22 protein-coding genes are annotated in these 23,607 nt (G+C 55.9%); 5 read left to right on the top strand and 17 right to left on the bottom strand.

From position 1 onward, the window contains the following. Positions 1-31 precede the first annotated feature (31 nt). Positions 32-445: an SRPBCC family protein gene (locus tag G6L28_RS07750; RefSeq protein ID WP_174063211.1), complete on the top strand. Its 414-nt coding sequence runs from the start codon at positions 32-34 to the stop codon at positions 443-445. Between the two features lie 102 nt (positions 446-547). Here G6L28_RS07750 and lipA read toward each other — a convergent pair whose 3' ends face one another. From lipA to gloA, 10 genes are all read right to left on the bottom strand, one after another. Further along, complete coding sequence (gene lipA, locus G6L28_RS07745; RefSeq protein WP_174063210.1) at positions 548-1,522, bottom strand: lipoyl synthase; 975 nt, start codon at positions 1,520-1,522, stop codon at positions 548-550. A 32-nt stretch (positions 1,523-1,554) separates the two neighbouring features. Beyond that, positions 1,555-1,803 (bottom strand): GlsB/YeaQ/YmgE family stress response membrane protein, encoded by a 249-nt coding sequence (locus tag G6L28_RS07740; protein ID WP_174063209.1) that lies wholly within the window; start codon positions 1,801-1,803, stop codon positions 1,555-1,557. A gap of 79 nt (positions 1,804-1,882) precedes the next feature. Further along, on the bottom strand, positions 1,883-3,328 hold the full coding sequence (lpdA, locus tag G6L28_RS07735; protein ID WP_174063208.1) for a dihydrolipoyl dehydrogenase: 1,446 nt from the start codon (positions 3,326-3,328) through the stop codon (positions 1,883-1,885). Between the two features lie 64 nt (positions 3,329-3,392). Beyond that, positions 3,393-4,040 (bottom strand): GDSL-type esterase/lipase family protein, encoded by a 648-nt coding sequence (locus G6L28_RS07730; protein ID WP_174063207.1) that lies wholly within the window; start codon positions 4,038-4,040, stop codon positions 3,393-3,395. Between the two features lie 61 nt (positions 4,041-4,101). Further along, a complete protein-coding gene (locus tag G6L28_RS07725; RefSeq protein WP_174063206.1) occupies positions 4,102-5,481 on the bottom strand; it encodes a pyruvate dehydrogenase complex dihydrolipoamide acetyltransferase in 1,380 nt (459 codons plus the stop codon). A gap of 15 nt (positions 5,482-5,496) precedes the next feature. Beyond that, positions 5,497-6,918, bottom strand: a complete 1,422-nt coding sequence (locus tag G6L28_RS07720) for a pyruvate dehydrogenase complex E1 component subunit beta (RefSeq protein WP_174063205.1) — start codon at positions 6,916-6,918, stop codon at positions 5,497-5,499. Between the two features lie 18 nt (positions 6,919-6,936). Further along, positions 6,937-7,983 (bottom strand): pyruvate dehydrogenase (acetyl-transferring) E1 component subunit alpha, encoded by a 1,047-nt coding sequence (gene pdhA, locus G6L28_RS07715; protein ID WP_174063204.1) that lies wholly within the window; start codon positions 7,981-7,983, stop codon positions 6,937-6,939. Positions 7,984-8,135: 152 nt separating this feature from the next. Then, positions 8,136-8,453 carry an FtsB family cell division protein gene (locus G6L28_RS07710; protein WP_174063203.1) on the bottom strand — a complete coding sequence of 106 codons (318 nt, stop codon included), beginning with the start codon at positions 8,451-8,453 and terminating at the stop codon, positions 8,136-8,138. Positions 8,454-8,589: 136 nt separating this feature from the next. Beyond that, positions 8,590-9,807, bottom strand: a complete 1,218-nt coding sequence (locus G6L28_RS07705; protein WP_174063202.1) for a YcbK family protein — start codon at positions 9,805-9,807, stop codon at positions 8,590-8,592. A 140-nt stretch (positions 9,808-9,947) separates the two neighbouring features. Then, positions 9,948-10,388 (bottom strand): lactoylglutathione lyase, encoded by a 441-nt coding sequence (gene gloA, locus G6L28_RS07700; protein ID WP_174063201.1) that lies wholly within the window; start codon positions 10,386-10,388, stop codon positions 9,948-9,950. A 188-nt stretch (positions 10,389-10,576) separates the two neighbouring features. On the opposite strand from gloA, the gene G6L28_RS07695 reads away from it, so the two are divergent. Together G6L28_RS07695 and G6L28_RS07690 are read left to right on the top strand one after the other, a co-directional pair. Then, the gene (locus G6L28_RS07695; protein WP_174063200.1) at positions 10,577-11,155 is read left to right on the top strand and encodes a cold-shock protein; all 579 of its coding nucleotides are present in this window, start codon (positions 10,577-10,579) and stop codon (positions 11,153-11,155) included. Continuing rightward, positions 11,155-11,637, top strand: coding sequence for a DUF192 domain-containing protein (locus G6L28_RS07690; protein ID WP_174063199.1), 483 nt, complete (start codon positions 11,155-11,157; stop codon positions 11,635-11,637). The genes G6L28_RS07695 and G6L28_RS07690 overlap by 1 nt, the downstream gene beginning before the upstream one ends. Positions 11,638-11,674: 37 nt before the next feature. On the opposite strand, the gene G6L28_RS07685 is transcribed toward G6L28_RS07690, so the two are convergent. Beyond that, positions 11,675-11,923 carry a BON domain-containing protein gene (locus G6L28_RS07685; protein ID WP_174063198.1) on the bottom strand — a complete coding sequence of 83 codons (249 nt, stop codon included), beginning with the start codon at positions 11,921-11,923 and terminating at the stop codon, positions 11,675-11,677. A 188-nt stretch (positions 11,924-12,111) separates the two neighbouring features. On the opposite strand from G6L28_RS07685, the gene G6L28_RS07680 reads away from it, so the two are divergent. Continuing rightward, the gene (locus G6L28_RS07680) at positions 12,112-12,381 is read left to right on the top strand and encodes a DUF982 domain-containing protein (protein WP_174063197.1); all 270 of its coding nucleotides are present in this window, start codon (positions 12,112-12,114) and stop codon (positions 12,379-12,381) included. Positions 12,382-12,463: 82 nt separating this feature from the next. On the opposite strand, the gene G6L28_RS07675 is transcribed toward G6L28_RS07680, so the two are convergent. The 5 genes from G6L28_RS07675 to cckA form a co-directional block, all read right to left on the bottom strand. Continuing rightward, a complete protein-coding gene (locus G6L28_RS07675) occupies positions 12,464-12,808 on the bottom strand; it encodes an AzlD domain-containing protein (RefSeq protein WP_174063196.1) in 345 nt (114 codons plus the stop codon). Continuing rightward, positions 12,805-13,560 carry an AzlC family ABC transporter permease gene (locus G6L28_RS07670; RefSeq protein ID WP_174063195.1) on the bottom strand — a complete coding sequence of 252 codons (756 nt, stop codon included), beginning with the start codon at positions 13,558-13,560 and terminating at the stop codon, positions 12,805-12,807. Before G6L28_RS07670 ends, G6L28_RS07675 begins: the two co-directional genes overlap by 4 nt. Before the next feature lie 70 nt (positions 13,561-13,630). Continuing rightward, on the bottom strand, positions 13,631-16,138 hold the full coding sequence (clpA, locus tag G6L28_RS07665; RefSeq protein ID WP_174063194.1) for an ATP-dependent Clp protease ATP-binding subunit ClpA: 2,508 nt from the start codon (positions 16,136-16,138) through the stop codon (positions 13,631-13,633). Between the two features lie 10 nt (positions 16,139-16,148). Further along, positions 16,149-16,502, bottom strand: coding sequence for an ATP-dependent Clp protease adapter ClpS (clpS, locus tag G6L28_RS07660; protein ID WP_174063193.1), 354 nt, complete (start codon positions 16,500-16,502; stop codon positions 16,149-16,151). Positions 16,503-16,760: 258 nt separating this feature from the next. Then, on the bottom strand, positions 16,761-19,361 hold the full coding sequence (gene cckA, locus G6L28_RS07655; RefSeq protein ID WP_174063192.1) for a cell cycle histidine kinase CckA: 2,601 nt from the start codon (positions 19,359-19,361) through the stop codon (positions 16,761-16,763). A 306-nt stretch (positions 19,362-19,667) separates the two neighbouring features. Here cckA and G6L28_RS07650 point away from each other — a divergent pair, with 306 nt between their 5' ends. Continuing rightward, the gene (locus G6L28_RS07650; protein ID WP_234902495.1) at positions 19,668-20,936 is read left to right on the top strand and encodes a flagellar biosynthetic protein FliO; all 1,269 of its coding nucleotides are present in this window, start codon (positions 19,668-19,670) and stop codon (positions 20,934-20,936) included. 45 nt (positions 20,937-20,981) lie between these two features. Here the strand turns inward: G6L28_RS07650 and G6L28_RS07645 are convergent, their stop codons facing one another. Next, on the bottom strand, positions 20,982-23,495 hold the full coding sequence (locus G6L28_RS07645; RefSeq protein ID WP_174063190.1) for a GcvT family protein: 2,514 nt from the start codon (positions 23,493-23,495) through the stop codon (positions 20,982-20,984). Positions 23,496-23,607 lie beyond the last annotated feature (112 nt).

Raw genomic sequence — 23,607 nt, 5'->3', positions numbered from 1 at the left:
AGCGCAGACTGTCTTATCGAGGAGGGATCATATGCCAACCATGGAAACTCGAATTGTCCACAAGGCGATAGACCGGGCTTGGAGAGATGTGTACGCCTTTGCCTCTGATCCTGAAAGAATGCCCTTATGGGCAGCAGGTCTCGCCAGCGGATTGCAACGGGAGGGGGACGACTGGATTGCCTCAGGTCCGTTGGGCAGCGTCCGTGTCCACTTTGTAGAGCCCAATGATTACGGCGTCATAGACCACATCGTGACCATGCCGGATGGACTGGAAGTGTACAACGCATTGCGTATCACCCCGAATGGAGACGGTGCGGAAATATCCTTCACAGTGCTGAAACTACCGGGAATGAGTAGCGCGGATTTTGACCGAGACGCCGGACTGGTGCAGGCAGATTTGGAGAAACTGAAGACGCTTCTGGAGGCACATTCAAGCGACACCTAGCGTATGTCACACAAAATTGACTGGTAGCGTTGTGGTGAAAGCCGCACAGACGTCCAGATTCAAAGCATGGCGCGTGGCAAAGGTTCACGCGCCATTACAGTATCACTCGGCTGCAACGAGCAGCTTCTTCTCACGGTTGGCGCGCAGGCGTGCGAAATCGTCGCCGGCGTGGTGGGAAGAGCGCGTTAACGGGCTGGAAGAAACCATGAGGAAGCCCTTGGTGTAGGCAATGGTTTCGTAGGACTTAAACTCTTCCGGCGTGACGAATTTTTCGACCTTGTGGTGCTTGCGGGTCGGCTGGAGGTACTGGCCGATTGTCAGGAAGTCCACATCGGCGCTGCGCAGGTCGTCCATCAATTGCAGCACTTCGTTACGCTCTTCACCGAGACCGACCATAATGCCGGATTTGGTGAACATGGTCGGGTCCAGTTCCTTCACGCGCTGAAGCAGGCGAACAGAGTGGAAGTAACGCGCACCTGGGCGAACGGTGAGGTAATTGCCGGGAACGGTTTCCATGTTGTGGTTGAAAACGTCAGGCTTAGCGGCCACGACGCGTTCCAGCGCACCGGGCTTCTTTAGGAAGTCAGGCGTCAGGATTTCAATCGTCGTATTGGGCGATGCGGCGCGGATAGCCCAGATCACCTTTTCGAAGTGCTCTGCACCACCGTCTTCAAGGTCATCACGGTCAACCGACGTAATGACGACATGGCTGAGGCCCATTTGCTTGACGGCTTTGGCGACGTTTTCCGGCTCGAGCATATCGAGCGCGTTAGGCTTGCCGGTGGAGACGTTGCAGAAGGCGCAGGCGCGGGTGCAGATCTCACCCATGATCATGAAGGTCGCGTGCTTCTTTTCCCAGCACTCGCCGATATTCGGACAGCCAGCCTCTTCGCATACTGTCACCAGCTTGTGACTGCGCACCAGTTCACGCGTCTCGTGGTAGCCCTTGGATGTGGGCGCCTTGACGCGAATCCACTCAGGCTTGCGCGCGACTTCCGTATCCGGCTTGTGAGCCTTCTCCGGGTGCCGAATGCGCTTTTCATCCGGGGAAGACGTCCTGTCGAGAATAGTGACCATAAGAGACCTGCTTCTACCGCTTTTGCGCGGATTTATCGCCTGACGAGCTTGGCGAGGAATAACAGAAGGCTCGCGCCCAAGAAAGATGTCACGAAGTAGCCGAGCCGACTATCTTCCACGAAAACATGGAAGGACTGCAACACGGCGACAGCAACGACCGATCCAACGATTCCGAGGATGATGTTCATGAAAATGCCGAAGCGCATATCCATGAGCTTGCCCGCGAGCCAACCCGCCAAGCCGCCGATAAAGATCGCGGCAATCCAGCCTACACTTTCCATTCCATACTCCCGTCAACCCTATTTCAGAGACATATGGTGTACCCGGCACGCGCAAGCAATGCCGGGTATCGACCGGCAATTACGCGTTCAGCGCACGCCCATAGGCGTCGAGCACACTTTCCTTCATCATTTCGGAGAGCGTCGGATGCGGGAAGATGGTGTGCATCAACTCTTCTTCCGTCGTCTCAAGGTTCATGGCCACGACGAAGCCCTGGATGAGTTCGGTTACTTCCGCGCCAACCATGTGAGCACCAATCAATTCGCCAGTTTTCTTGTCGAAGATGGTCTTGACCATGCCCTGATCTTCACCGAGCGCCACGGCCTTGCCGTTTGCGGCAAAGGAGAAACGGCCGACGCGAATGTCTCGGCCCTGTTCCTTGGCCTTGGCTTCCGTCAGACCGACAGACGCGACCTGCGGATTGCAATAGGTGCAGCCGGGTATCTTGCCCTTGTCCATCGGGTGGACATTCGGCAGGCCTGCGATCTTTTCGACGCAGATGACAGCTTCATGTTCGGCCTTATGGGCCAGAAGCGGACCACCGGCAACGTCGCCAATGGCGTAGATACCCGGAATATTGGTCTTGCCATAACCATCGATGACGATGAAGCCGCGATCGGTCTTCACACCAGCGGCTTCGAGGCCGATGTTCTCGATATTGGCCTGAACGCCGACGGCTGAAATCATCCGGTCTGCGGTGATTTTCTCGGACGAGCCATCCTTTTTTTCGATGGTGGCGGTAACGGAGTTGGCACCCTTCTCTACCTTGGCAACCTTGGCTTCGAGAAGAATTTTGATACCCTGCTTTTCGAACTGCTTCTTGGCGAAGGCAGAGATTTCGGCATCTTCCACCGGCATGACCTGACTCATGATTTCAACGACGGTCACATCGACGCCCATGGTGCGGTAGAAGCTGGCAAACTCGATGCCGATGGCGCCAGAGCCCATGACGAGCAGGGACTTAGGCAGTTCCTCCGGCTTCATGGCTTCGAAATAGGTCCAGATCAGCTTGCCATCCGGCTCGATGCCGGGAAGCGCGCGGGGACGTGCGCCAGTTGCAACAATGATATGCTTGGCGGTGTAGGTGCCCTCGCCCAGCGTATTCTTTGGTACAGGACCCTGCGGCTGGACAATTGGCTTGCTGATCTTGCCAACGACGATTTCGCCCGGCTTTGTGATCTTGGCTTCACCCCAGATGATATCGACCTTGTTCTTTTTGAACAAGAAGCCGACGCCATTGTTCATGCGTGCAGCAATGCCACGCGAACGGGCGACGATGGCCTTCACGTCAGGCTTGATCGAGCCATCCAGCGTCAGGCCGTAATCCTTGGCGTGCGTGGCACTGTGCATGACGTTGGCGGTGCGCAGCAGCGCTTTGGTCGGAATGCAACCCCAGTTGGAGCAAATACCGGCCAGATGCTCGCGCTCGACAACGGCAACCTTCATACCGAGCTGAGCCGCGCGAATGGCGGCGGTATAGCCACCAGGGCCGGAGCCAATGACAATGAGGTCGTAGGACTGAGCCATTCTATTTCCTGCCTTTATCTTTTTGACGGCGACTTCGCGCCGCTCCGTCAATCGAATTTAAAATTCAAATTCCAAGCAGCATGCGCACCACGGGCTCCAGCCCGCGACCAAGCGCACGCGTATTTTCGGCATCCAGGTGAACGCCATCCAACGGCGTCGTGACAGCAACGGACGACGCATCGAAGAAGGCGCAACCTTTATCGTCAGCCAGATCGCGATAGAGCGAACCCATCATCTGTGACTGCTCGATGGCGCCCGCATACATGGCGGCGAACATTTCGTTGCCCGTCTCACAGATATGCGGCGGAGCCACGATCAGGATTTCCGGCTCATCATGATCCTCGAAGGACCATACGTGATGCCTGATGAGGCTGATCAGCCGCTCGACACCCTTGACGGCACCGACGGCCGAGCCCGCACCAATGCCACGCTTCAGGTCATTCGTGCCGAGCATGATGATGACAAGATCAAGCGGCGCGTGGCTGTGCAAAATGGTCGGTAGCACCGTGGCGCCGTTCCGGTCGCAATCCGCCAGATGGTCATCGTAAGCGGTGGTACGCCCGTTCAAGCCCTCGGCAATGACATTGACATCGCCACCCAGCGCCTTTTGCAGCACGCTCGGCCAACGATCTTCAAAGGCATGACGACCGAGATTCTCGGCGTCATATCCCCATGTCAGGCTATCGCCATAGCAAAGAACGGTTTTCGTCACATCCGTCTCCCGAACGGGAAGAGCCGAAGGCTGGCGACAGCTTTCGGCTCGACCGTGTTTATCAGACCAGCATGCTCATCGGGCTTTCGATGTAGCGCTTGAAGGCGGAAGCGAGTTCCGCGCCGAGCGCGCCATCGATGACGCGGTGGTCGAAGGCGAAGGTGGCGGTCATGACCGTACCGACTTCGATCTTGCCGCCGCGAACGACCGGCTTTTCGACGCCAGCGCCAATCGAAACGATGGACGCCTGCGGCAGGTTGACGATCGACGTGAAGGAGGAGACGCCGAACATGCCGAGGTTGGACACGGATGTCGTGCCGCCCTGGTATTCTTCCGGCTTCAGCTTCTTGTCACGCGCACGCTTGGCAAGATCCTTGACCTCGTTGGAGATGGCTGAAAGAGACTTTTCTTCCGCCTTGCGCACGATTGGCGTGATGAGACCATCCGGGATGGAGACCGCGACGCCGACATCTGCATGCTTGTGCAGAACGCGGGCCGTGGAGGTCCAGGAGGCATTCGCCATCGGAACGTCACGCAGTGCAAGCGCCATTGCCTTGATGATGAAATCGTTGACGGAAAGCTTGAAGGCCGGAACCTCGCCCTTCTCCGTCCTCTTCACCGGCGCGGATGCATTGATCTCGGCGCGCAGCTTCAGCATCGCATCCAGTTCGCATTCCATCGAAACCGTGTAGGACGGAACGGTCTGCGTGGATTCGGTCAGGCGCGAGGCAATCGTCTTGCGCATGCCGTCATGCGGCAGAAGCTCGTAGGAGCCTTCCGCAAACAGCTTGAGAACATTCTCGTCGGACGGGCCCTTAGCAGCAGCCGGAGCCGAAGCGCCGGAGGATGCGGGAGCAGGTGCCGCAGCGGATTTTGCGCCACCGGAGCTGACTGCCTTTTCCACGTCGGACTTGACGATGCGGCCATGCGGGCCGGAGCCCGAAACAGCCGACAGATCAAGACCGGCATCCTTCGCCAGACGGCGTGCCAGCGGAGATGCGAAAAGGCGCTCGCCAGACTTCGACACCGGAGCGGGCGTGGAAGGTGCGGCAGCCTGATCTGCAACCGGCTTTTCAGCCTTTGCAGGGGCGGCTTCCGATTTCTGTTCCTTCGGCGCTTCTGCCTTGGCTTCCTGCTTCGGCGCTTCGGCCTTAGCTGGAGCAGCATCGCCACCCTTGGCAGCCTCTGCAACGTCTTCGCCTTCACCGGCGAGGATGGCGATCAGGGCATTGACCTTGACCGCTTCGGTGCCAGCCGGAACGACCAGCTTGGCAACGATACCCTCGTCAACGGCTTCCACTTCCATGGTTGCCTTGTCGGTCTCGATCTCGGCAATCACGTCGCCGGGACCAACCTTGTCGCCTTCCTTGACCAGCCACTTGGTAAGATTGCCCTCTTCCATCGTGGGGGAAAGGGCAGGCATTGTGATGTTGATAGGCATCGAAACGCCCTCCCCTTACTTGTAGCAGACGGCTTTGACAGCCTGGATGACTTCGTCGACGTTCGGCAGAGCCAGCTTTTCCAGGTTTGCAGCGTAAGGCATTGGAACGTCCTTACCCGCAATCGTCAGGATCGGTGCATCGAGGTAATCGAAAGCAGCGCGCTGAACCTGGTTGGAGATGAAGTCACCGACCGATGACTGCGGGAAGCCTTCTTCGACAGTGACCAGACGACCGGTTTTCTTGACGGATTCGATAACCGTCGGAAGGTCCATCGGACGGATGGTGCGCAAGTCGATCAGCTCGACATCGATGCCTTCTTTTTCCAGCTCGGCGACTGCCTTGATGGCGTAAGTCATGCCGATACCGAAGGAAACGATGGTCGCATCCTTGCCCTTGCGGTGAATGCGCGCCTTGCCGATTGGCAGCACGAAATCATCCAGCTTCGGCACTTCGAAGCTCTGACCATACAGGATTTCGTTCTCGAGGAAGATGACCGGGTTCGGGTCACGGATAGCCGCCTTCAGAAGACCCTTGGCGTCGGCAGCCGTGTACGGCATGACGACCTTGAGGCCCGGAATATGGCTGTACCATGCGGCATAGCACTGCGAATGCTGGGCAGCAACGCGGGCAGCAGCACCCGAAGGGCCACGGAACACCATCGGCGCACCCATCTGACCGCCGGACATATAGAGCGTCTTGGCAGCAGAGTTGACGATCTGGTCGATAGCCTGCATGGCGAAGTTGAACGTCATGAATTCGACGATCGGCTTCAGACCCGTCATAGCAGCGCCGACGCCGATACCGGCAAAGCCGTGCTCGGTGATGGGCGTATCGATGACGCGCTTGTCGCCAAATTCCTGCAGCAACCCTTGGGTGATCTTGTAGGCACCCTGGTATTCGCCAACTTCCTCACCCATGACGAAAACTTTTTCGTCGGAGCGCATTTCTTCAGCCATTGCATCGCGAAGCGCTTCGCGCACTGTCTGGCTTACGAATTCGGTGCCTTCCGGAATATCGGGATCGGCAGCAACTTCGATCTTCGGTGCGGCTGGAACCTTTGCAGCTTCCTTAGCAGCAGACGGCTCTTCGCTTGCTTCGCGGGTCTTGCCGCCAGCAGCGTCGGAACCGGAATTGGAGGCTTCGGCCTTTGGCTCTTCTTTCTTTGCAGAAGAAGAAACAGCGTCGGCGCTTTCACCTTCCTGAAGCAGCACGGCTATCGCCGTGTTGACCTTTACGTTTTCCGTACCGGCTTCGATCAGCAGCTTGCCGATGACGCCTTCGTCCACGGCTTCGACTTCCATCGTCGCCTTGTCGGTTTCGATTTCAGCGATCACGTCGCCAGATGTAACGGTGTCGCCTTCCTTCTTCAACCACTTGGAAAGCGTGCCTTCCTCCATGGTTGGGGAAAGGGCGGGCATAAGAATTTCGATAGGCATGGTATCTCCCTTCCCGGATCAGAGCAGGATGTCGGTATAGAGCTCGGAAACATCCGGCTCCGGGTCGTTCTGGGCGAATTCAGCGCTGTCGGCAACGATGTCACGAACATCCTTGTCGATTGCCTTCAATTCGTCCTCACTCGCCCAACCCTGCTCGAGAAGGCGTGCCTTGACCTGTTCGATCGGGTCCTGCTCGGAGCGCATCTTCTGCACTTCTTCCTTGGAACGATATTTCGCCGGGTCGGACATGGAGTGACCGCGATAACGATAGGTCAGCATTTCCAGAATGATCGGACCCTTGCCAGAACGGCAGTGTTCCAGAGCCTCATCCGCAGCAGCCTTGACCGCGCGCACATCCATGCCATCCACCTGAATGCCCGGGATGCCGAAGCCGGAACCGCGCAGCGAGTAATTGGACTGAGCCGTCGCGCGTGCCGTGGACGTGCCCATGGCATAACGGTTGTTCTCGACGATGTAGATGATCGGCAGTTTCCAGAGAGCAGCCATATTGAAGCTCTCGTAAACCTGACCCTGGTTCGCCGCGCCGTCACCAAAGTAAGTGACGGATACGTTGTCATTGCCGCGATACTTGTTCGCGAATGCAAGACCGGTTCCAAGAGAAACCTGCGCACCGACGATGCCGTGGCCGCCGTAGAAATGCTTTTCCTTGGAGAACATATGCATGGAGCCGCCCTTCCCCTTGGAAAGACCGCCCTGACGTCCCGTCAACTCTGCCATGACACCGCGCGCGCTCATGCCAGCAGCCAGCATGTGGCCGTGATCACGGTAAGCGGTGATGACCTGATCGCCTTCTTTCTGCGACATCTGCATGCCGACGACGACAGCTTCCTGACCGATATAGAGGTGACAGAAGCCACCAATGAAGCCCATGCCATAAAGCTGGCCAGCTTTTTCTTCAAAGCGACGGATGAGCAGCATCTCGCGATAGGCGTGAAGCTCTTCGTCCTTGCCAAATTCCGGCGAATTCTTGCCGGTAAATTCCTTGGCAGGCGTTTTTGCCGTAGTCTTGCGGCCGGATACGGTCGCGTTTTTGCGCGGCGCCATTCATCCCTCCCTTAAGTTGAATTTGAATGGTTGGAGTGGCGCGTAACATATGCAAGAAAATGCGAAGCAGCAATGCCATAAACGCATGGCTCATATTCAAGTTAAGTAGCTGTGAATAAATCATAAAAATTGATTAACCCGAATTAGGTTAATCACAAATATCCGTTCATGATGACGATTTCATCCGGCTTCGACATATTCAGTTGATACCGAGAAATCTCGTCGATCATGTCTCTTTCGAGGGAACCATCGCTCATCAGTTCGACCTGACGCTCGAGTGCGACGCGGGCCTTGACGAGCTTGTCCCGTTCGGCCGTTCTCGCAATGCGCTGACGCTCCAGACGCTCCGTTGCCTCAAGCCCGAAATCGCCATGGACCGAATGATATCCGAAATAGGAGAGAAACGCGACCGTAATCGCAGGAACAACGAGACGGCCAAACCGTCTTTTCTTATGATGCTTTGTCCACATACTCTCGAACAGCCTTCAAACGCGCTACTGGAATCACCTTAGCGGCATTTGCTTAACCATCCGTTGACCGTGTTTTTACGCAACGGCAAAATCGCCGTCTATGGCTTCAGGGACTTGCGCCGGAGCAACTGCTTTGTCAGAGATTTTGTGCGGTGCGCCTGCAACGCCAGTTCCAGTCACGCGGTTCACCCAGGTCCAGATGGACGGACTCGGTGTGACAGTATGTACCCACCCCACCCCGATCCGGCAAGGAACGCAAATACTCCGCAAGCTCCCATTTTGAAACGCCCTTGACCTGAATATCTGCCGCTTCACATGTGTAATGCTTGGAGTGTTGTGTGGCGCCCTTCGGTGGACGATAGCCGGACGTGATTATGGCTGGACGCTGGTAGTGCGATTCGACTTCCTTGATACGACGGATCAGTTCGGGCTTGAAGCAGCCGACATTTACCTGCTCCGTTTGCAGGACAAGTCCGTTCGGCATGACCCGACTGAGGCCTGAAAGTGAGGCGAGCTTCATCAGTCCCGCCGGCTTGTCATCGTCATCCGTATGGGAATCGTCGAACTCGTCCGTCATGGTTGCCCTGCCCGCAAGCGCTATTCCCGCTTGGGCAGACCTGGGAAGTGCAGCAATCTGCGTTCCGGCAGACGTTTGTGCAGCCGTTCGTTTTTTCGCAGCACCGGCAAAAAAGGCAGCGATCGGCACGCTCTGCAAGCTGCCGTCCGGAGGTACGTTCTCCCCGGAAACACTCGCGGCAAGATTTTCTGTCGAGCCGGACGCGGCGGGTGATTGGCTGTTGGCAGAATGCTCCAGCGGACGTTGCTGTGTCACTGGTTGAGGATACGCCACAGGCGCGGCGGGTGCCGAGTAAACACTGTTAAGAGCAGGTGAGATTTTTGGCGTCGGCGCATAGGCTGGAACAGAACCCGTATTCATCTGGCCACCCGCTGTATTGGCGGCAGACGCCGGTCCACCTTGCGCGCTTGAAAAGATGCTTTGTGACCCGGCGGAGATACCGGTGGGCTGCGTCACCAGTCCGGCCATCTGCGGTGTTTCGCCAGCAGTGGGTTGAATTGGCTGATATTGAGACTGCGCCGCATTTGGCTGTGAGCGATGGCCGGAAGCGGCAGACGCAACGACAGGATCGACATAGCCTGCCTGATGTACCATCGCACCACCCGGCGGCGAACTTGCCGCGCTCACGGTATTTTCCGGCGCGGTTGCTGCGGTTGGCTTCAGGTCAGCCGCTGCCTCTTGCACTTCCGAGACACAGCCGGACAGGACCAGAAGTGAAACCGCGGCCAAAAGCGCAAGCGGCACTTTCTTCGAGATGTTGTCAGCCGTTGATGTCAACAGAAGAAACCTCCGTTTGCATGCAAGATATACCGTTTCGCCAGACGAGGCTCCCGCCAGTCCGCACCAAGCCGACTAATGGGAGCTTTCGTATTCTCAAGGCCGTTCATGCAGGTCGAAGGTTAGCACAGCCCACGACATCACCAAGAACCGGTGTTTTCCATAGATATCCATGGCTCGGCTGGTGCCAGGCTTGCGCCTTTTTGAAGAATTTCGATGGAGATGCCGTCAGGAGAGCGAACGAAAGCCATGTGGCCATCACGAGGCGGGCGATTGATCGTCACGCCATTTGCCTGAAGCTTCGCGCAGGTTTCGTAGATATCATCAACCTCGTAAGCCAAATGGCCGAAATTGCGCCCGCCGGTGTAATCCTCCGCATCCCAATTATAGGTGAGCTCCAGGCATGGAGCCTTGTTCTCCTTTGCGGTCGCCACATCTTCGAACGCAGCGAGAAACACCAGCGTAAAGCGACCTTTTTCGTTATCGATACGGCGAACTTCCTCTAAACCGAAGAGATTACAGTAGAAATTCAGGGATTTTTCGAGGTCTTTGACGCGAACCATCGTGTGTAGATAACGCATTTGCATTCTCCTTCCATGCATCTCACCTTCATTTAGGCCATGCAAGTCAGCCTTGAGCAAGCCCGAAAGGGTAAAAACCGATGAGTAATCACAAACTAGGACTTGCGCAAAACCGTTACCAAGATGTTAATCTCTGGTTAAAGAATCAGTTGACCGGTAGTGGTGCGTAATCGAGGGGCTGGGCAAATATGGCTGATAGAATGTCGTCGAAAACTGTTGTCGATTTCGAAGACCTTTCGGGCGATGCCGTTGACCTTGTCGAGATCACTGGTGTCGTAAAATGGTTCGACGTTGCCAAAGGCTTCGGATTCATCGTTCCCGATAATGGCACGCAGGATGTGCTTCTCCACGTCTCTTGCCTGCGCCGTGATGGTTATCAGACCATTCTCGAAGGCACGCGCATCGTAGCGCTTATCCAGCGTCGGGACCGTGGCTACCAGACTTTCCGCATTCTCTCCATGGATCAGTCCACGGCTGTTCATCCCTCGCAGATGCCGCCGGTACGCACTCATGTTCAGGTTACGCCACAGAGCGGACTGGAGCGCGCCATCGTCAAGTGGTTCAACCGTACCAAGGGCTTCGGCTTCCTGACGCGCGGCGAAGGCACCGAGGATATCTTCGTTCATATGGAGACTTTACGCAGGTACGGTCTTGCGGAACTTCGTCCCGGTCAGGTCGTTCTGGTTCGGTATGGAGATGGAGATAAGGGCTTGATGGCTGCTGAAATCCATCCGGACAATCCGGCGCGTATTGGGATGGCCCACTAATGAATTCTTCCAGATCAGGAAAAGTTGCGAGCGCCTTTTTGGCGCTTGTGTTGTCTTTATGCTCGCCGACGCTCACGACAGCTCAGGAAAGCTTCCCAACCGAAACGCTGACGATTGAGACCTCTGACAACAAAACCCACGAATTTACCGTAGAACTCGCCACGACCAATGCACAGAGACAGCAGGGGCTGATGTTCCGTAAGACCATGACAGACAATCATGGAATGTTATTCGACTTCGGTGCCGACCGAGACGTGACAATGTGGATGAAAAACACCTTCATTCCACTCGATATGCTGTTCATGTCCAAGTCCGGGAAAATTGAACACATCGGTGCGAATGCTGTTCCGCATTCAGAATCGATCATCGGCTCTGGCGGATCAGTCCGCTACGTTCTCGAATTGAACGGCGGCCTTGCTGCGAAGCTTCGAATAAAGGCTGGCGACGTTGTTCGCAGTAAACAGATCGGCAACAACAAATAACAATTTTGCCGGGCTCAGATGGCCCGGCACGCGGCTCTCAGTAAACTGGCTCGATGTGGCTGAGAATGCGGCAGTTCGATATCGAAGATGCCAAGCTGATGGCGATGTCGATTGCCTCAACGGAGTCGGCTGTGCCTTCGAGGTAGATCGTGTCGTTCTCGACCATGGCCGAAATACTTGATTTTTCCAGACCCGTTTCAAACGCGAGTGCTGAGGTTATCGCCTGGCATACGCCAGCCATACGATCACCAAAAAAGCTTTCCTGAATTCCAGACAGATTGAACATAATCGGGCCTCCTTCATTATGAGCATATAAACGCGTGAACAGCTTTTTCGTTCATCTCCGGTTCATGTGTTCGTTCATTTTCCATTCATCTTGATAAAAAGAAACCCCTAATGTGTTCACATTTTCCGTGAACAGGAACCATTTCGTGATTTTTCGGTTTTGTGCGCGAGGTCGGGAAGGAGGATCCCATGCTCATCCACAAGTCACAGCCCTGTCACCACGCGCAATGGGTTAAACCCGTAGCAATACACTTACCGCTTTGCGCTATGGTGGAAATATACAGTCCGTTGGTCGCGCTTGATATGCTCATGTATCGTTGGCCGAACGACCACGGATATGAGTACGAAGAAGCAAAAAAGCAGTGCCTCGCCGCGATTTCTGGACGGTGCGACATTGAGGCTGCGAGAGAATCGTTTCTCGTGGCCAGCAGCCATGCACACGTGTTGAACGTGCATTAGTGATAACGGCATACTTTGAGGTTGAAGCAGAAATAAACTGCTTCAACCATTTTTTTTGAACGATATTTATGAAAAACCCGGGTTAGACTCCTAGCAGGAACATGCCCGATGCAAGCAGAATAATCGGTACGACGACACCCACGAAAACTCTCTGACCGCTGGCCAAAAATGCGATGAAGCCCAGCGCAGCGGCACCAATCCGTAACCATACAGGCGAATCAGCAAGCGTACCGGTAGGGAAAACAATCAGTTTGGCTGTCACAGCCATAACGAGAGCCGTCGCCACTGCCCTCACCCAGTTCAAAGCCTCCGAATCTTCACGAAGCTTGTTACCGGCGATGACGCCCAGCCATCGCCATAAATCCGTAGCGATCCATCCTGCAATTGCAATGAACAGGTAAGGCGCCCACCACGCGTCGCCCATCATAGCTCACTCTCCGGTGAGACAGGTTGAACGCGGCGGCGAAACCAAAAACGATCAACGAGATAAGCAAGTGTTCCGCCGCCGACACCCGCATAGAGAATGTCGAATTCAGGCTCTATCATCGCAAATAACGGGCCACCGATGACGCCAATGATGAAGGCGACCTTTACGACGCTGTGCCGGGCCGAAGCCCATATCGACGAGACGAAGTATACAGGCGTCAAAAAGAACAACACACCAGCAACGAGCGGCGGAAAAGCCGCAACCACGCCGTAACATACGCCGACGATCAGCGCATTTATGACGGTCAAAGTCATGCCGAAACCCGCAAACCAGGCGACCCGAGCCTCCCTTGAGACTTTGCTAAGATTTTGCGTGGCGAAAACCCATGCCGTTATGGCCACGAAATGCGAGATGAATAGGAGTAGCCAGGTTGGGGTCTTTGCGGTCCGCATCTCCGGTACGATGGACGCCACCATCGGCATCATACGGATAGAGGATAATGTCACCGCCAGGAAACACGCCGCAAGCCCTGCACCGCTGACCATGGAGCTGATCAGGATCATCTTCGCGGGCAGCGCCCAGATCGTCAGCGTCATGAATACCGCCTCGCCACGCGTGACGCCAGATTCCAGCGCAAACGCACTGAACCCAACAAACGATGTCATGAGGATGAGAGAAGGCAGCGAGAATATCCCTCTCATTCCCCGTGCGAACCAGAGAAAGTGAGAGTCGGTGCCATTTTGGCTAGGCATGGTATTTCCGATACAAACAAAAGTGCCGGGCAGAAACTACCCGGCACTCATCACTCAAGACAAGACGCTTTTACTTTTTCTTCGGCACTTTTGGAACCGCGTTGGCCTTGCGGCGAGGCGTTGCCTCGTCGGCAGACTTGTCGTCATCCAGCGTCAAGACCTCTGATTGTTCGTCAGCCTTGGCAACCTTTGCCGCTTTCGACTTGGCCTTGCCCTTTCCAGGGGACTTCGCCGCCTTCAACTCAGCTTCCGGCTTTGGTTTGACTGGAGCCGTTTCTGGCAACACCTCAAGCTTCAGGCCGTCCTTGCCGTCTTTATTGTCGACGGCAACACTGACGACTCCGCCCTTTTTGAGTTTTCCGAACAGGATCTCGTTAGCAAGCGGCTTCTTGATGTGCTCCTGAATAACGCGACCAAGCGGACGCGCACCCATCTTTTCGTCATAGCCCTTATCGGAGAGCCAAGCGATGGCGTCTTCGTGCAGGTCAAACGTAACGTTGCGTTCGGAAAGCTGTGTTTCAAGCTGCATGACGAACTTCTGGACAACCTTGTGGATGACCGCTGTTGGCAAAGGTGAGAATGGAATGATCGCATCCAGACGGTTGCGGAATTCCGGTGTAAACAGCCTGTTCAGTGCCTCTTCATCCTCACCAGATCGACGCGACGAACCGAAACCGATGGCAGATTTTGCCATTTCGGACGCGCCCGCATTAGTGGTCATGATCAGAATGACGTTCCGGAAATCGATCTTCTTGCCGTTATGATCCGTGAGCGAACCGTGGTCCATAACCTGCAAGAGAATATTGTAGATATCCGGATGCGCCTTTTCGATTTCGTCCAGCAGCACGACCGAATGCGGATGCTGGTCGACGCCATCTGTCAGAAGACCACCCTGATCGAAGCCGACATAGCCGGGAGGCGCACCGAGCAAGCGAGATACGGTGTGACGCTCCATATATTCCGACATGTCGAAGCGCAGCATCTCAACGCCGAGTGACGACGCAAGCTGCTTGGCAACTTCGGTTTTACCCACGCCGGTTGGGCCGGAGAAGACATAGGAACCAATCGGCTTGTTCGGCTCGCGCAACCCAGCACGGGCAAGCTTGATAGCGGTCGAGAGAGCTTCAATCGCAATATCCTGACCGTAGACCACCGAGCGCAGTTCCTGCTCGAGATTGGCCAGAACCATCTCGTCATCTTTCGAAACTGTCTTCGGCGGGATACGAGCCATCGTCGCGATGGTGACCTCGATTTCCTTCTCGGTGATGAGTTTGCGCCGCTTGGAAGCTGGAAGCAGCATCTGCGCCGCACCAGTCTCATCGATCACGTCGATAGCCTTGTCCGGCAACTTGCGGTCGGAAATGTAACGTGCTGAAAGCTCCACCGCAGCCTTGATCGCTTCGTTGGTATAACGAAGATGATGATAATCCTCGAAATAGGGCTTCAGACCCTTCATGATCTCGATGGCATCATCGATGGATGGCTCGTTGACGTCGATTTTTTGGAAACGACGCACAAGTGCGCGGTCTTTCTCGAAGAACTGGCGATACTCCTTGTAGGTGGTCGAACCGATGCAACGGATCGCCCCTGAGGACAGTGCAGGTTTCAAGAGGTTGGACGCATCCATTGCGCCGCCAGATGTCGCGCCAGCACCGATAACAGTGTGGATTTCATCGATGAACAGAACCGCACCCGGAAATTCTTCGAGTTCCTTCACGACCTGTTTCAGGCGCTCTTCGAAATCACCGCGGTAACGCGTACCGGCCAGCAACGTACCCATATCCAGCGAGAAGATCGTATCGTTCTTCAACGCTTCCGGCACCTTGCCTTCAACAATGCGTTTTGCGAGACCTTCAGCGATGGCGGTCTTGCCGACACCAGGGTCTCCAACATAAAGCGGATTGTTCTTCGAACGGCGGCACAAGACCTGAATGGTCCTGTTGACCTCCTCGTGACGACCGATCAGCGGATCGATCTTACCGTTACGAGCCTTGTCGTTGAGGTTGACGCAGTAAGCCTTCAGCGCATCCTGCTGCTTCTTGGCACCGGAACCATCGTCTTCCGAACCGTTTCGCGCTGGCTTTGCCTCGTTTTCGTTCTCTTCCGAACCCCGCGGCGTGCGGGTCTGGGAAGAACCCGGACGTTTACCGATACCATGCGAGATGTAGTTGACCGCATCGTAACGGGTCATCTCCTGCTCTTGCAGGAAGTAAGCAGCGTGGCTTTCACGCTCTGCAAAAATGGCGACCAAAACGTTGGCGCCCGTCACCTCCTCGCGGCCGGAGGACTGGACGTGGATAACCGCGCGCTGGATGACGCGCTGGAAGCCGGAGGTGGGCTTGGAATCCTCGTCATATCCTGTGACCAGATTGGAAAGTTCGTTATCGACATAATCAGCCACGGTCTTGCGCAGTGCAGTGAGGTCGACGTTGCACGCACCCATCACGGCGGCGGCATCGACATCCTCGATCAGCGCGAGCAGTAGATGTTCGAGCGTCGCATACTCGTGGTGACGCTCATTTGCAAAGGTCAGTGCCTGGTGCAGCGCCTTCTCTAGACTTGGGGAAAAAGTTGGCACGTTGCGATCCTCATTTCTTTTCCATGACGCACTGAAGCGGATGCTGGTGCTGTCGGGCGAAATCCATGACCTGGCTTACTTTTGTCTCGGCGACCTCATATGTGAATACTCCGCATTCCCCTACCCCATGTTGATGGACATGCAACATGATACGGGTCGCGGCTTCCTTGTCCTTCTGGAAAAAACGCTCCAGAATATGAATGACGAACTCCATTGGAGTGTAGTCGTCATTCAGCAGAAGAACACGGTATAAATTCGGTCGTTTCGTCTTGGGCTGGGTGCGGGTAATAACCGACGTTCCACGGTTCGTTCCGCCGTCGTCCCCTTCACCTTCGCCCTGCATGTAGATCGACTTGGCGATCATCTTTCTTCATTCTCCACATCAAACCCGCTTAACCCGATAAGGCAGCGAGTAAGAATTTCGCCTTCTCCTATTTAGGTCTTCAATGAGCGATTTTAAGCCCCTTGCGGCGCACTGCAATCACTAATCCGTTTCAAGCCGACGAAAGTTAGATCCAACTTCGGCGACACGCAGGAACATTGACCTTAAATGGTTTTCTACCGGACATTCCCAAGCCATCAACCTGATAAGGCAATTTTGGAGTCCGCTGCACGCTGAGCATCAACTGTTATCGTCGAGCATCTCCCGAACGGCGACCGCCAGTTGCTTGAGCGAGAACGGCTTAGGCAGGAATCCGAACTTTGCATCTGCGGGCAAGTTTTTGGCAAAGGCGTCTTCGGCATATCCCGAAACGAATATGAACTTGAGATCAGGATAGGACTTCCGCAATTCCCTGAGCAGCGATGGTCCATCCATCTCTGGCATCACCACGTCCGAAACCACGATATCGACCTTGCCTTCCAACTCCTCCATGACGTCGAGCGCTTCGGTGCCCGAGCCCGCTTCGTGAACAGTGTAGCCTCTGGTCTCCAGCATACGCTTGCCACCGCGACGAACGGCCTCCTCGTCTTCGACAAGAAGCACGACAGCCGATTTTCCCGTCAAATCCAGCGGTTCTTCGTTTGAAGGCTCCTTCGCCGCTGGAGCCGGCTGCGTCTGAACCGGTGCGCCATCGACTGACGAAACCGCCTGGACAGGTTCAACGATGTGACGTGGAAGAAAGATACGGAAGGCGGTACCTTTGCCCACCTCGGATTCCGGATAGATATAGCCGCCGGACTGCTTGACGATGCCATAGACCATGGAAAGGCCCAGTCCCGTTCCCTTGCCCACTTCCTTGGTGGTGAAGAACGGCTCGAAAATCTTGTCCATGATTTCGGGTGCGATACCAGTGCCGTTATCGGCTACCTCGATCATTACCAGATCTTCAACAGGAAGATCCGACCGTCCAAGGGCTGCAACGTCGTTCTCGGTCATATTGCGCGTAACGATCTTGATCTTTCCCCCATCCGGCATGGCATCGCGCGCGTTGACGCAGAGATTGATCAGAACCTGCTCGAACTGCGAAAGGTCTGTTTTCACCGGCCAGAGATCGCGGCCATAATCGACTTCCAGCTTGACGTTCGTGCCGGAAATCAGACGATCCACCAGCATGCGAAGATCACCGATGACGTCTGTCAGATTGAGGACAGCCGGTCGCATTGTCTGCTTGCGAGAGAATGCAAGCAACTGCCGAACGAGAACGGCTGCGCGGTTTGCATTTCGTTTGATCTCCATCAAATCGGCAAAGCTGGCGTCGGCCGGTCGCGCCTGAAGCAGAAGATGGTCGGATGACAGAAGGATGGCGGTCAGAACGTTGTTGAAGTCATGCGCTATGCCGCCTGCCAGCGTACCTACGGCATTCATCTTCTGCGTCTGCGCCATCTGCGTTTCGAGCGCTTTCTGCTCGGTCACTTCGATTGCGTAGACAATGGCAACCTCTTCCGGCGCTTCGTCATCCTGGTCAATGACGGCGTTCACGTAGAAGCGGAAATGGCGCGCCTCATCGGTGGGATGGCGCGAATCGAACGGCGCGATATCGCCTTGTCGGTCCTTGGCGGCATCAACGGCCTGAGCAAATTTCGCCTTTTCGTTATCATGCAGAACGGTCTCGAATGTCACGTGACTATCGATTTCGTCACGGCCGACGACACCGGAAAATAGCTTCAGGAACGGCGCATTGGTGCGCAGGATTCGCCCGTCACCGTCCAGTGATGCAATCGCCATCGGGGTATTGTTGAAGAAACGGGTAAAGCGCATCGCCGAAGCCGACTCCGCGTTTTCCTGCCCCTTTGGACGCATCAGAACGATGGTGCGGCTCTCACCTGGCGCACCATCGCGCGCGGCGGTTACCTGATGCACCAGACGCGCGGGCATGCTCTGGCCGTTGACGCGGCGCATATCGAGATCGAGCATTTCTGTACGGTTGGCCCCGGCCTGCGGATGGACGGACTCGATCAGTGCCATACCCTCGCCTGCAACGATATCCGAAACTGTCATGGATCCCGGCGAGAATTGCGCAAGATCGATACCAAGCCATTCGGAAAGCGTGGCGTTCAAATAAACGATCTCGCCCTTGCGGCCCGCCGAGAAGAAACCGGCTGGCGCGTGGTCGAGGTAATCGATGGCGTTTTGCAACTCGCGGAAAAACCGCTCCTGATCTTCGCGCTCGGTGGTAATGTCAGCGATCTGAAAAACATGCAGGTCCTGCCCGTTCGTGTCCTTGAGCAGGCGCGCCTTGAGGCGGTACCAATGCGGACCGGAATGGGAGGCGGTTTGGCTGAGCGGCTTCAAAAGCCTGAATTCTTCGTAGCCGTCGCGGCCTTCCCGAAGGCCGTTGATCAGGCGGTAAAGTGCCTCGGTCGATTCCCGGTCTCGCGAGAGCAGAGTTTCGAGGCTCTGTATGTCCGTAGCCTTGGTGGCGCTCGTCATCTGGCAATAGGTCGCATTGGCATAGACCAGGCGCCCCTTTGGGTCGGCGATCAGCGTTCCATCCGGATGAGAGGAGAGAAACCGCCGCGCCATCCCGTCCGACTGCGACTGCGGCATGACCTCGATGAAACCGATGACCGAAGAAACGAGGAAAAAGATGCCAAGCATCGCCAGAACGCCCAGAATACCGAGCACGATCTCGTTTTCCAGTGAGTTCTTGAAGTAGACGAAAGCAACGGCAGCAGCCACCAGCACCAAAGCCAGAAGCAATATTCGCAGCACAGTGCCGGAGCGGGCACGCCTGTCCACCAAGGGAAAGTCATTGTCGCTGGCTTGACGCACCTTGGTCATCGAGGCTCTAACCCTTGCAGTTCTGTCATTCCCTGGCATTCACTGAGGCGAAGCATACGGAATCGCCTTTACTTTTCCTTGTAGCAATTCGAAGAAATATCAAAAAGCTCCTGAACTGCATAAACCTTTGTCCATGCACAGCCAATGCGCGGGGGAAGACGCGACGCCGCGTACGACTGAAGCTATGACTGTGCGAAAAGCGGCTTTATCGAGATAGCTCCAGCAATTTCGTGGAGGAATTCGGATAATTCTTGTGTCCGGCCCAAAAAAATCGTCTTTTCCGTTCACAATCTGTAAAAACATGAAATGCAGCAATCATTTGGGCTGCAGAAGACCAAAGGGACCGGCTTCATGATGGAAGACTTTATCGGCACTTATGGCAACCGCCTTATCGTGGCGGTCGTGGGCGTAGGCGTCGCGCTTCTCCTTCTTGCCATCGTTTTATGGTTCATTCGAAGACGGAGCGGCTCTGCCCCGTTCATTCGCGGTGGAAAAAACCGTCAACCTCGTCTTCAGGTGCTGGACGCAACGGCAGTCGATGCGCGCCGCCGTCTCGTTCTCGTACGGCGCGACAATGTCGAGCATCTGGTCATGATCGGCGGCCCTACGGATATCGTCATTGAAAGCGGCATTGGCGCAATCCCGATCGTAAAAGACATCCGCGACCCACAGCAGGAAGTTTTGCAATCGCTTTCGGCAGAGCGAGCCATCACGTCCGAAAAGCCAAAACCTCTTCCGCCACAGCGTGAGGAGGAAACGCGGCCCACATTTGCGGCAACAAATGCAGCTCCCTCGCAGCCAGCGGTGCCTCAACCCGAGAAGAAGCAGCCAGTTGCCGCATCGCCAGTGGCAACCGTGAGGCCTGTGACACCGCCGGTACCGAGACCATCTGCACCGGCAGTCACGCCCTCGCCTTCGCCTGCGCCTGCGCCGACCCCGTTGCCCGCCCGCCCCCCTGTCACGTCAGCGCAAATCCCGGCAGCGGCGCCTAGGCAGCGAGATCAGGAGGATGCGCCCGCAATACCACGTACTATCGCGCGTGAGCCCGTTGCGCCTGCGGTACCGGCAACAGCGGTCGCGGCGACAGTTGCGGCTCTGCCAACTGTGGAGCCAGAGCGCCCGATAAAAAGCCCGGCGTCGGCGGCTGAGGAACAAGCTGTCATCCCGACGCCCGTAGCCGTTGCACCGGAGCCTGTCGCTGCGCGAGAACCCGCCATCGATCGGCAGAGCGCCGTCGATTTTCTCGATGCCGCCCGCGAGCGGGTGCTACCGACCTTCCAGACGGCGCCAGCGGTCACCGCTGCCGCTTCCCCGAAGAAAGAACCGCTTGCACTTGGTGACAATGGTCCGGTTTTCGGTGACCAGCTTACCAGCGACTTTGAGAGTTTTCTGGAAGCAGAAATTGCCAAGAATAACGCAGCGGGTGGACCTCCTGTTAGCCTGGAGGTTGAGAATACAGAACAGCAAGCACCAGAACCCGCTGTATCTCCCTCTGGTGACAGCGATGAAGAGCGTAACGTCCAAAAAGAAATGGCAAGAATCTTCGGCGAAATGTCTGTCACCCGCGACAGATGACACACAGAAAAAAGGCTCCTGGATCAACCGGAGCCTTTTTGGTTCTTATGCCCGAAGGACGGCGTTGTCTGGATCGAAGGGGCTTTCGCCCACTACCTCAGCGTCGTAATGGTCGCCCAAAATCTTGATCTTAAGCTTCGTACCGACGGTAGCGTATTCCGGTGAAAGCATGGCAAGCGCCAGCGACTTTCCGATACGCCAGCCGAAACCGCCGCTCGTCGCACGGCCGACGACATCTCCCGGGTCGTTCAAGATGGCCTCCGAGCCGCGAGCGTCGACCGTGGTGTTACCTGTGACGACGAGCGTTGAGAATATCCACTTCAGGCCCGCTTCTTTACCAGCAACCAGCGCATCGCGACCGATGAACTGCTTTTCAGGCTTTACGAATCGGTCGAGACCGGAGGAATACGCATTGTATTCAACCGAAAGCTCGCGACCCATGTTGCGGTAGGATTTTTCCAGCGACATGGCAACCATTGCGCGGATACCGAACGGCTTGATGCCGAACTCCGCACCGGCCTCCATCAGGCGGTCGAAGATGTAGTTCTGCATTTCGATTGGATGGTGTAGTTCCCAACCCAGTTCGCCTACGAAGTTGACACGCAGCGCATGCGCCGTGGCAACGCCCACTGAGATTTCCTTCGCCGTGAGCCACGGAAAATCCTTGTTTTCCAGGCTGGTGCGCGTCAACTTCTTGAGTACATCACGCGACTTAGGCCCTGCCAGCACCAACACACCGTATTTCTGGGTGATCGGCTGGAGAACGACGGAACCGTCGGTCGGCGCCAGACGGCGTAGGGTGTCATGGTCGACAGACTCGAGACCGCCAGCCGAAACCAGATAGAAGCGGCCCGGTGCCCATTCATAAACAGTGAACTCGGCCTTCACTCCACCATTAGGCGTCAGAAGGTGGGTCAGGGCAATACGGCCACGCTTCTTCGGAATGGCGTTGGCGAGGATAGATTCCAGCCAGGCGCGTGCACCGGGGCCGGAGACTTCCATCTTCGCGAAGGCGGACATGTCCATCACGCCGACGTTTTGGTTCACATTCTTCACTTCGTTGCCGACGTGTTCGAAATAGTTCGACCGGCGGAACGACCACTTTTCAACGATACGACCGTCTTCCAAAGCAGGAGCGTAATTATGGTTGGTGATTACGTCTGCTCCGACGCCGAGTTCTTCTTCCTTCAGCGCATAGCTCTCAGGTGCGAACCAGTTTGCGCGTTCCCAGCCGTAGACAGAGCCGAATACTGCGCCGAGCTTCTTCAGGCGATCATAAACCGGCGTCGTCTTCAGCGGACGCGCAGCCGAACGCTCTTCATCCGGATAGTGCATGGTGAAGACGTTTGCGTAGGCTTCTTCGTTTTTGGCGATGAGATAACCCTCTGTGGCGTGAGGACCGAAACGGCGTGGGTCGACGCCGGTGAGGTCGAGCGTGGGCTCACCATCGACGATCCATTCCGCCAACTGCCAACCTGCGCCACCAGCCGCAGTAATGCCAAAAGAGTGACCTTCGTTGAGCCAGAAGTTCTTGAGCCCCGGCGCAGGGCCAACAATCGGATTACCATCGGGCGTATAGGCAATAGCGCCGTTATAGACCTTCTTGATACCGACTTCACCGAATGCGGGAACGCGTTCGATAGCCGTCTCGATATGCGGCATAAGGCGGTCGAGCTCTTCCTGGAACAGCTCATACTCGCTTTCGTCGGACGGACCGTCGACATAACAGACGGGTGCGCCGACTTCGTAAGGGCCGAGGATCAGGCCGCCAGCTTCTTCGCGCATGTACCAGGCACTATCGGATTCGCGTAACACGCCCATTTCCGGCAGACCCTGCTTGCGGCGTTCCAGAATGGCCGGGTGTGGCTCGGTAACGATGTATTGGTGTTCGACGGGAATGACGGGAATGTTGATGCCAACCATTTCGCCGGTTTTGCGGGCAAAGTTGCCCGTACAGGAGATGACATGCTCCGCGATGATTTCGCCCTTGTCGGTCGTAATCTTCCAGTTGCCGTCCGCCTGCTGCTCAATTTCAGTAACCGTGGTGTTGCGATAGATCGTCGCGCCACGATCACGCGCACCCTTGGCAAGCGCCTGGGTCAGATCGGCAGGCTGGATATAGCCATCGTCCGGGTGCTGAATAGCGCCGAGGAGACCGTCTGTCTCACAAAGAGGCCAGACTTCCTTCACCTCCTCCGGCGTCAGCAGCTTGTAATTGACGCCAATGGTTTCAGCGATGCCAGCGTAGTACATATATTCATCCCAGCGGTCCTTTGTCCGGGCGAGACGAATATTGGAAACCTTGGAAAAGCCGACATTCATACCGGTCTCTTCCTGAAGTTCCTGATAGAACTTCACGGAATATTTGTGGATCTGCCCAACCGAATAGCTCATGTTGAACAGCGGCAGCAGGCCAGCGGCGTGCCATGTGGAGCCGGACGTCAGCTCCTTGCGCTCGATGAGAACGACATCGTTCCAGCCTTTTTTGGCAAGGTGGTAAAGCGTCGAAACACCGACAACGCCGCCACCGATAACAACAGCCCGCGCATTTGTCTTCATAATGAAAGTTCCCCTTGAGGCATTTTCTACCCGCCTAATGGCGGAATTTTCCCGAACCAGTATGGAACGGACTATGCAATGTCGCTTCGTTGCCCAAACGCCTGATTACGAC

The organism is Agrobacterium larrymoorei, from assembly GCF_013322225.1.
Classification (GTDB): Bacteria; Pseudomonadota; Alphaproteobacteria; order Rhizobiales; family Rhizobiaceae; genus Agrobacterium; species Agrobacterium larrymoorei_A.
The sequence above is the reverse complement of the archived record's forward strand: the minus strand, read 5'-3'. Positions and strand labels throughout refer to the sequence as shown.

Coding starts and splice junctions, on each gene's coding strand:
- G6L28_RS07680 (WP_174063197.1), top strand. CDS start 12,112: ATGCTCATCCACAAGTCACAGCCCTGTCACCACGCGCAATGGGTTAAA.
- G6L28_RS07750 (WP_174063211.1), top strand. CDS start 32: ATGCCAACCATGGAAACTCGAATTGTCCACAAGGCGATAGACCGGGCT.
- G6L28_RS07720 (WP_174063205.1), bottom strand. CDS start 6,918: ATGCCTATCGAAATTCTTATGCCCGCCCTTTCCCCAACCATGGAGGAA.
- lipA (WP_174063210.1), bottom strand. CDS start 1,522: ATGGTCACTATTCTCGACAGGACGTCTTCCCCGGATGAAAAGCGCATT.
- clpS (WP_174063193.1), bottom strand. CDS start 16,502: ATGATCGCCAAGTCGATCTACATGCAGGGCGAAGGTGAAGGGGACGAC.
- G6L28_RS07645 (WP_174063190.1), bottom strand. CDS start 23,495: ATGAAGACAAATGCGCGGGCTGTTGTTATCGGTGGCGGCGTTGTCGGT.
- gloA (WP_174063201.1), bottom strand. CDS start 10,388: ATGCGTTATCTACACACGATGGTTCGCGTCAAAGACCTCGAAAAATCC.
- pdhA (WP_174063204.1), bottom strand. CDS start 7,983: ATGGCGCCGCGCAAAAACGCGACCGTATCCGGCCGCAAGACTACGGCA.
- G6L28_RS07690 (WP_174063199.1), top strand. CDS start 11,155: ATGAATTCTTCCAGATCAGGAAAAGTTGCGAGCGCCTTTTTGGCGCTT.
- cckA (WP_174063192.1), bottom strand. CDS start 19,361: ATGACCAAGGTGCGTCAAGCCAGCGACAATGACTTTCCCTTGGTGGAC.
- G6L28_RS07710 (WP_174063203.1), bottom strand. CDS start 8,453: ATGTGGACAAAGCATCATAAGAAAAGACGGTTTGGCCGTCTCGTTGTT.
- G6L28_RS07675 (WP_174063196.1), bottom strand. CDS start 12,808: ATGATGGGCGACGCGTGGTGGGCGCCTTACCTGTTCATTGCAATTGCA.
- G6L28_RS07725 (WP_174063206.1), bottom strand. CDS start 5,481: ATGCCTATCAACATCACAATGCCTGCCCTTTCCCCCACGATGGAAGAG.
- G6L28_RS07650 (WP_234902495.1), top strand. CDS start 19,668: ATGCAGCAATCATTTGGGCTGCAGAAGACCAAAGGGACCGGCTTCATG.
- G6L28_RS07695 (WP_174063200.1), top strand. CDS start 10,577: ATGGCTGATAGAATGTCGTCGAAAACTGTTGTCGATTTCGAAGACCTT.
- lpdA (WP_174063208.1), bottom strand. CDS start 3,328: ATGGCTCAGTCCTACGACCTCATTGTCATTGGCTCCGGCCCTGGTGGC.
- G6L28_RS07670 (WP_174063195.1), bottom strand. CDS start 13,560: ATGCCTAGCCAAAATGGCACCGACTCTCACTTTCTCTGGTTCGCACGG.
- G6L28_RS07740 (WP_174063209.1), bottom strand. CDS start 1,803: ATGGAAAGTGTAGGCTGGATTGCCGCGATCTTTATCGGCGGCTTGGCG.
- G6L28_RS07685 (WP_174063198.1), bottom strand. CDS start 11,923: ATGTTCAATCTGTCTGGAATTCAGGAAAGCTTTTTTGGTGATCGTATG.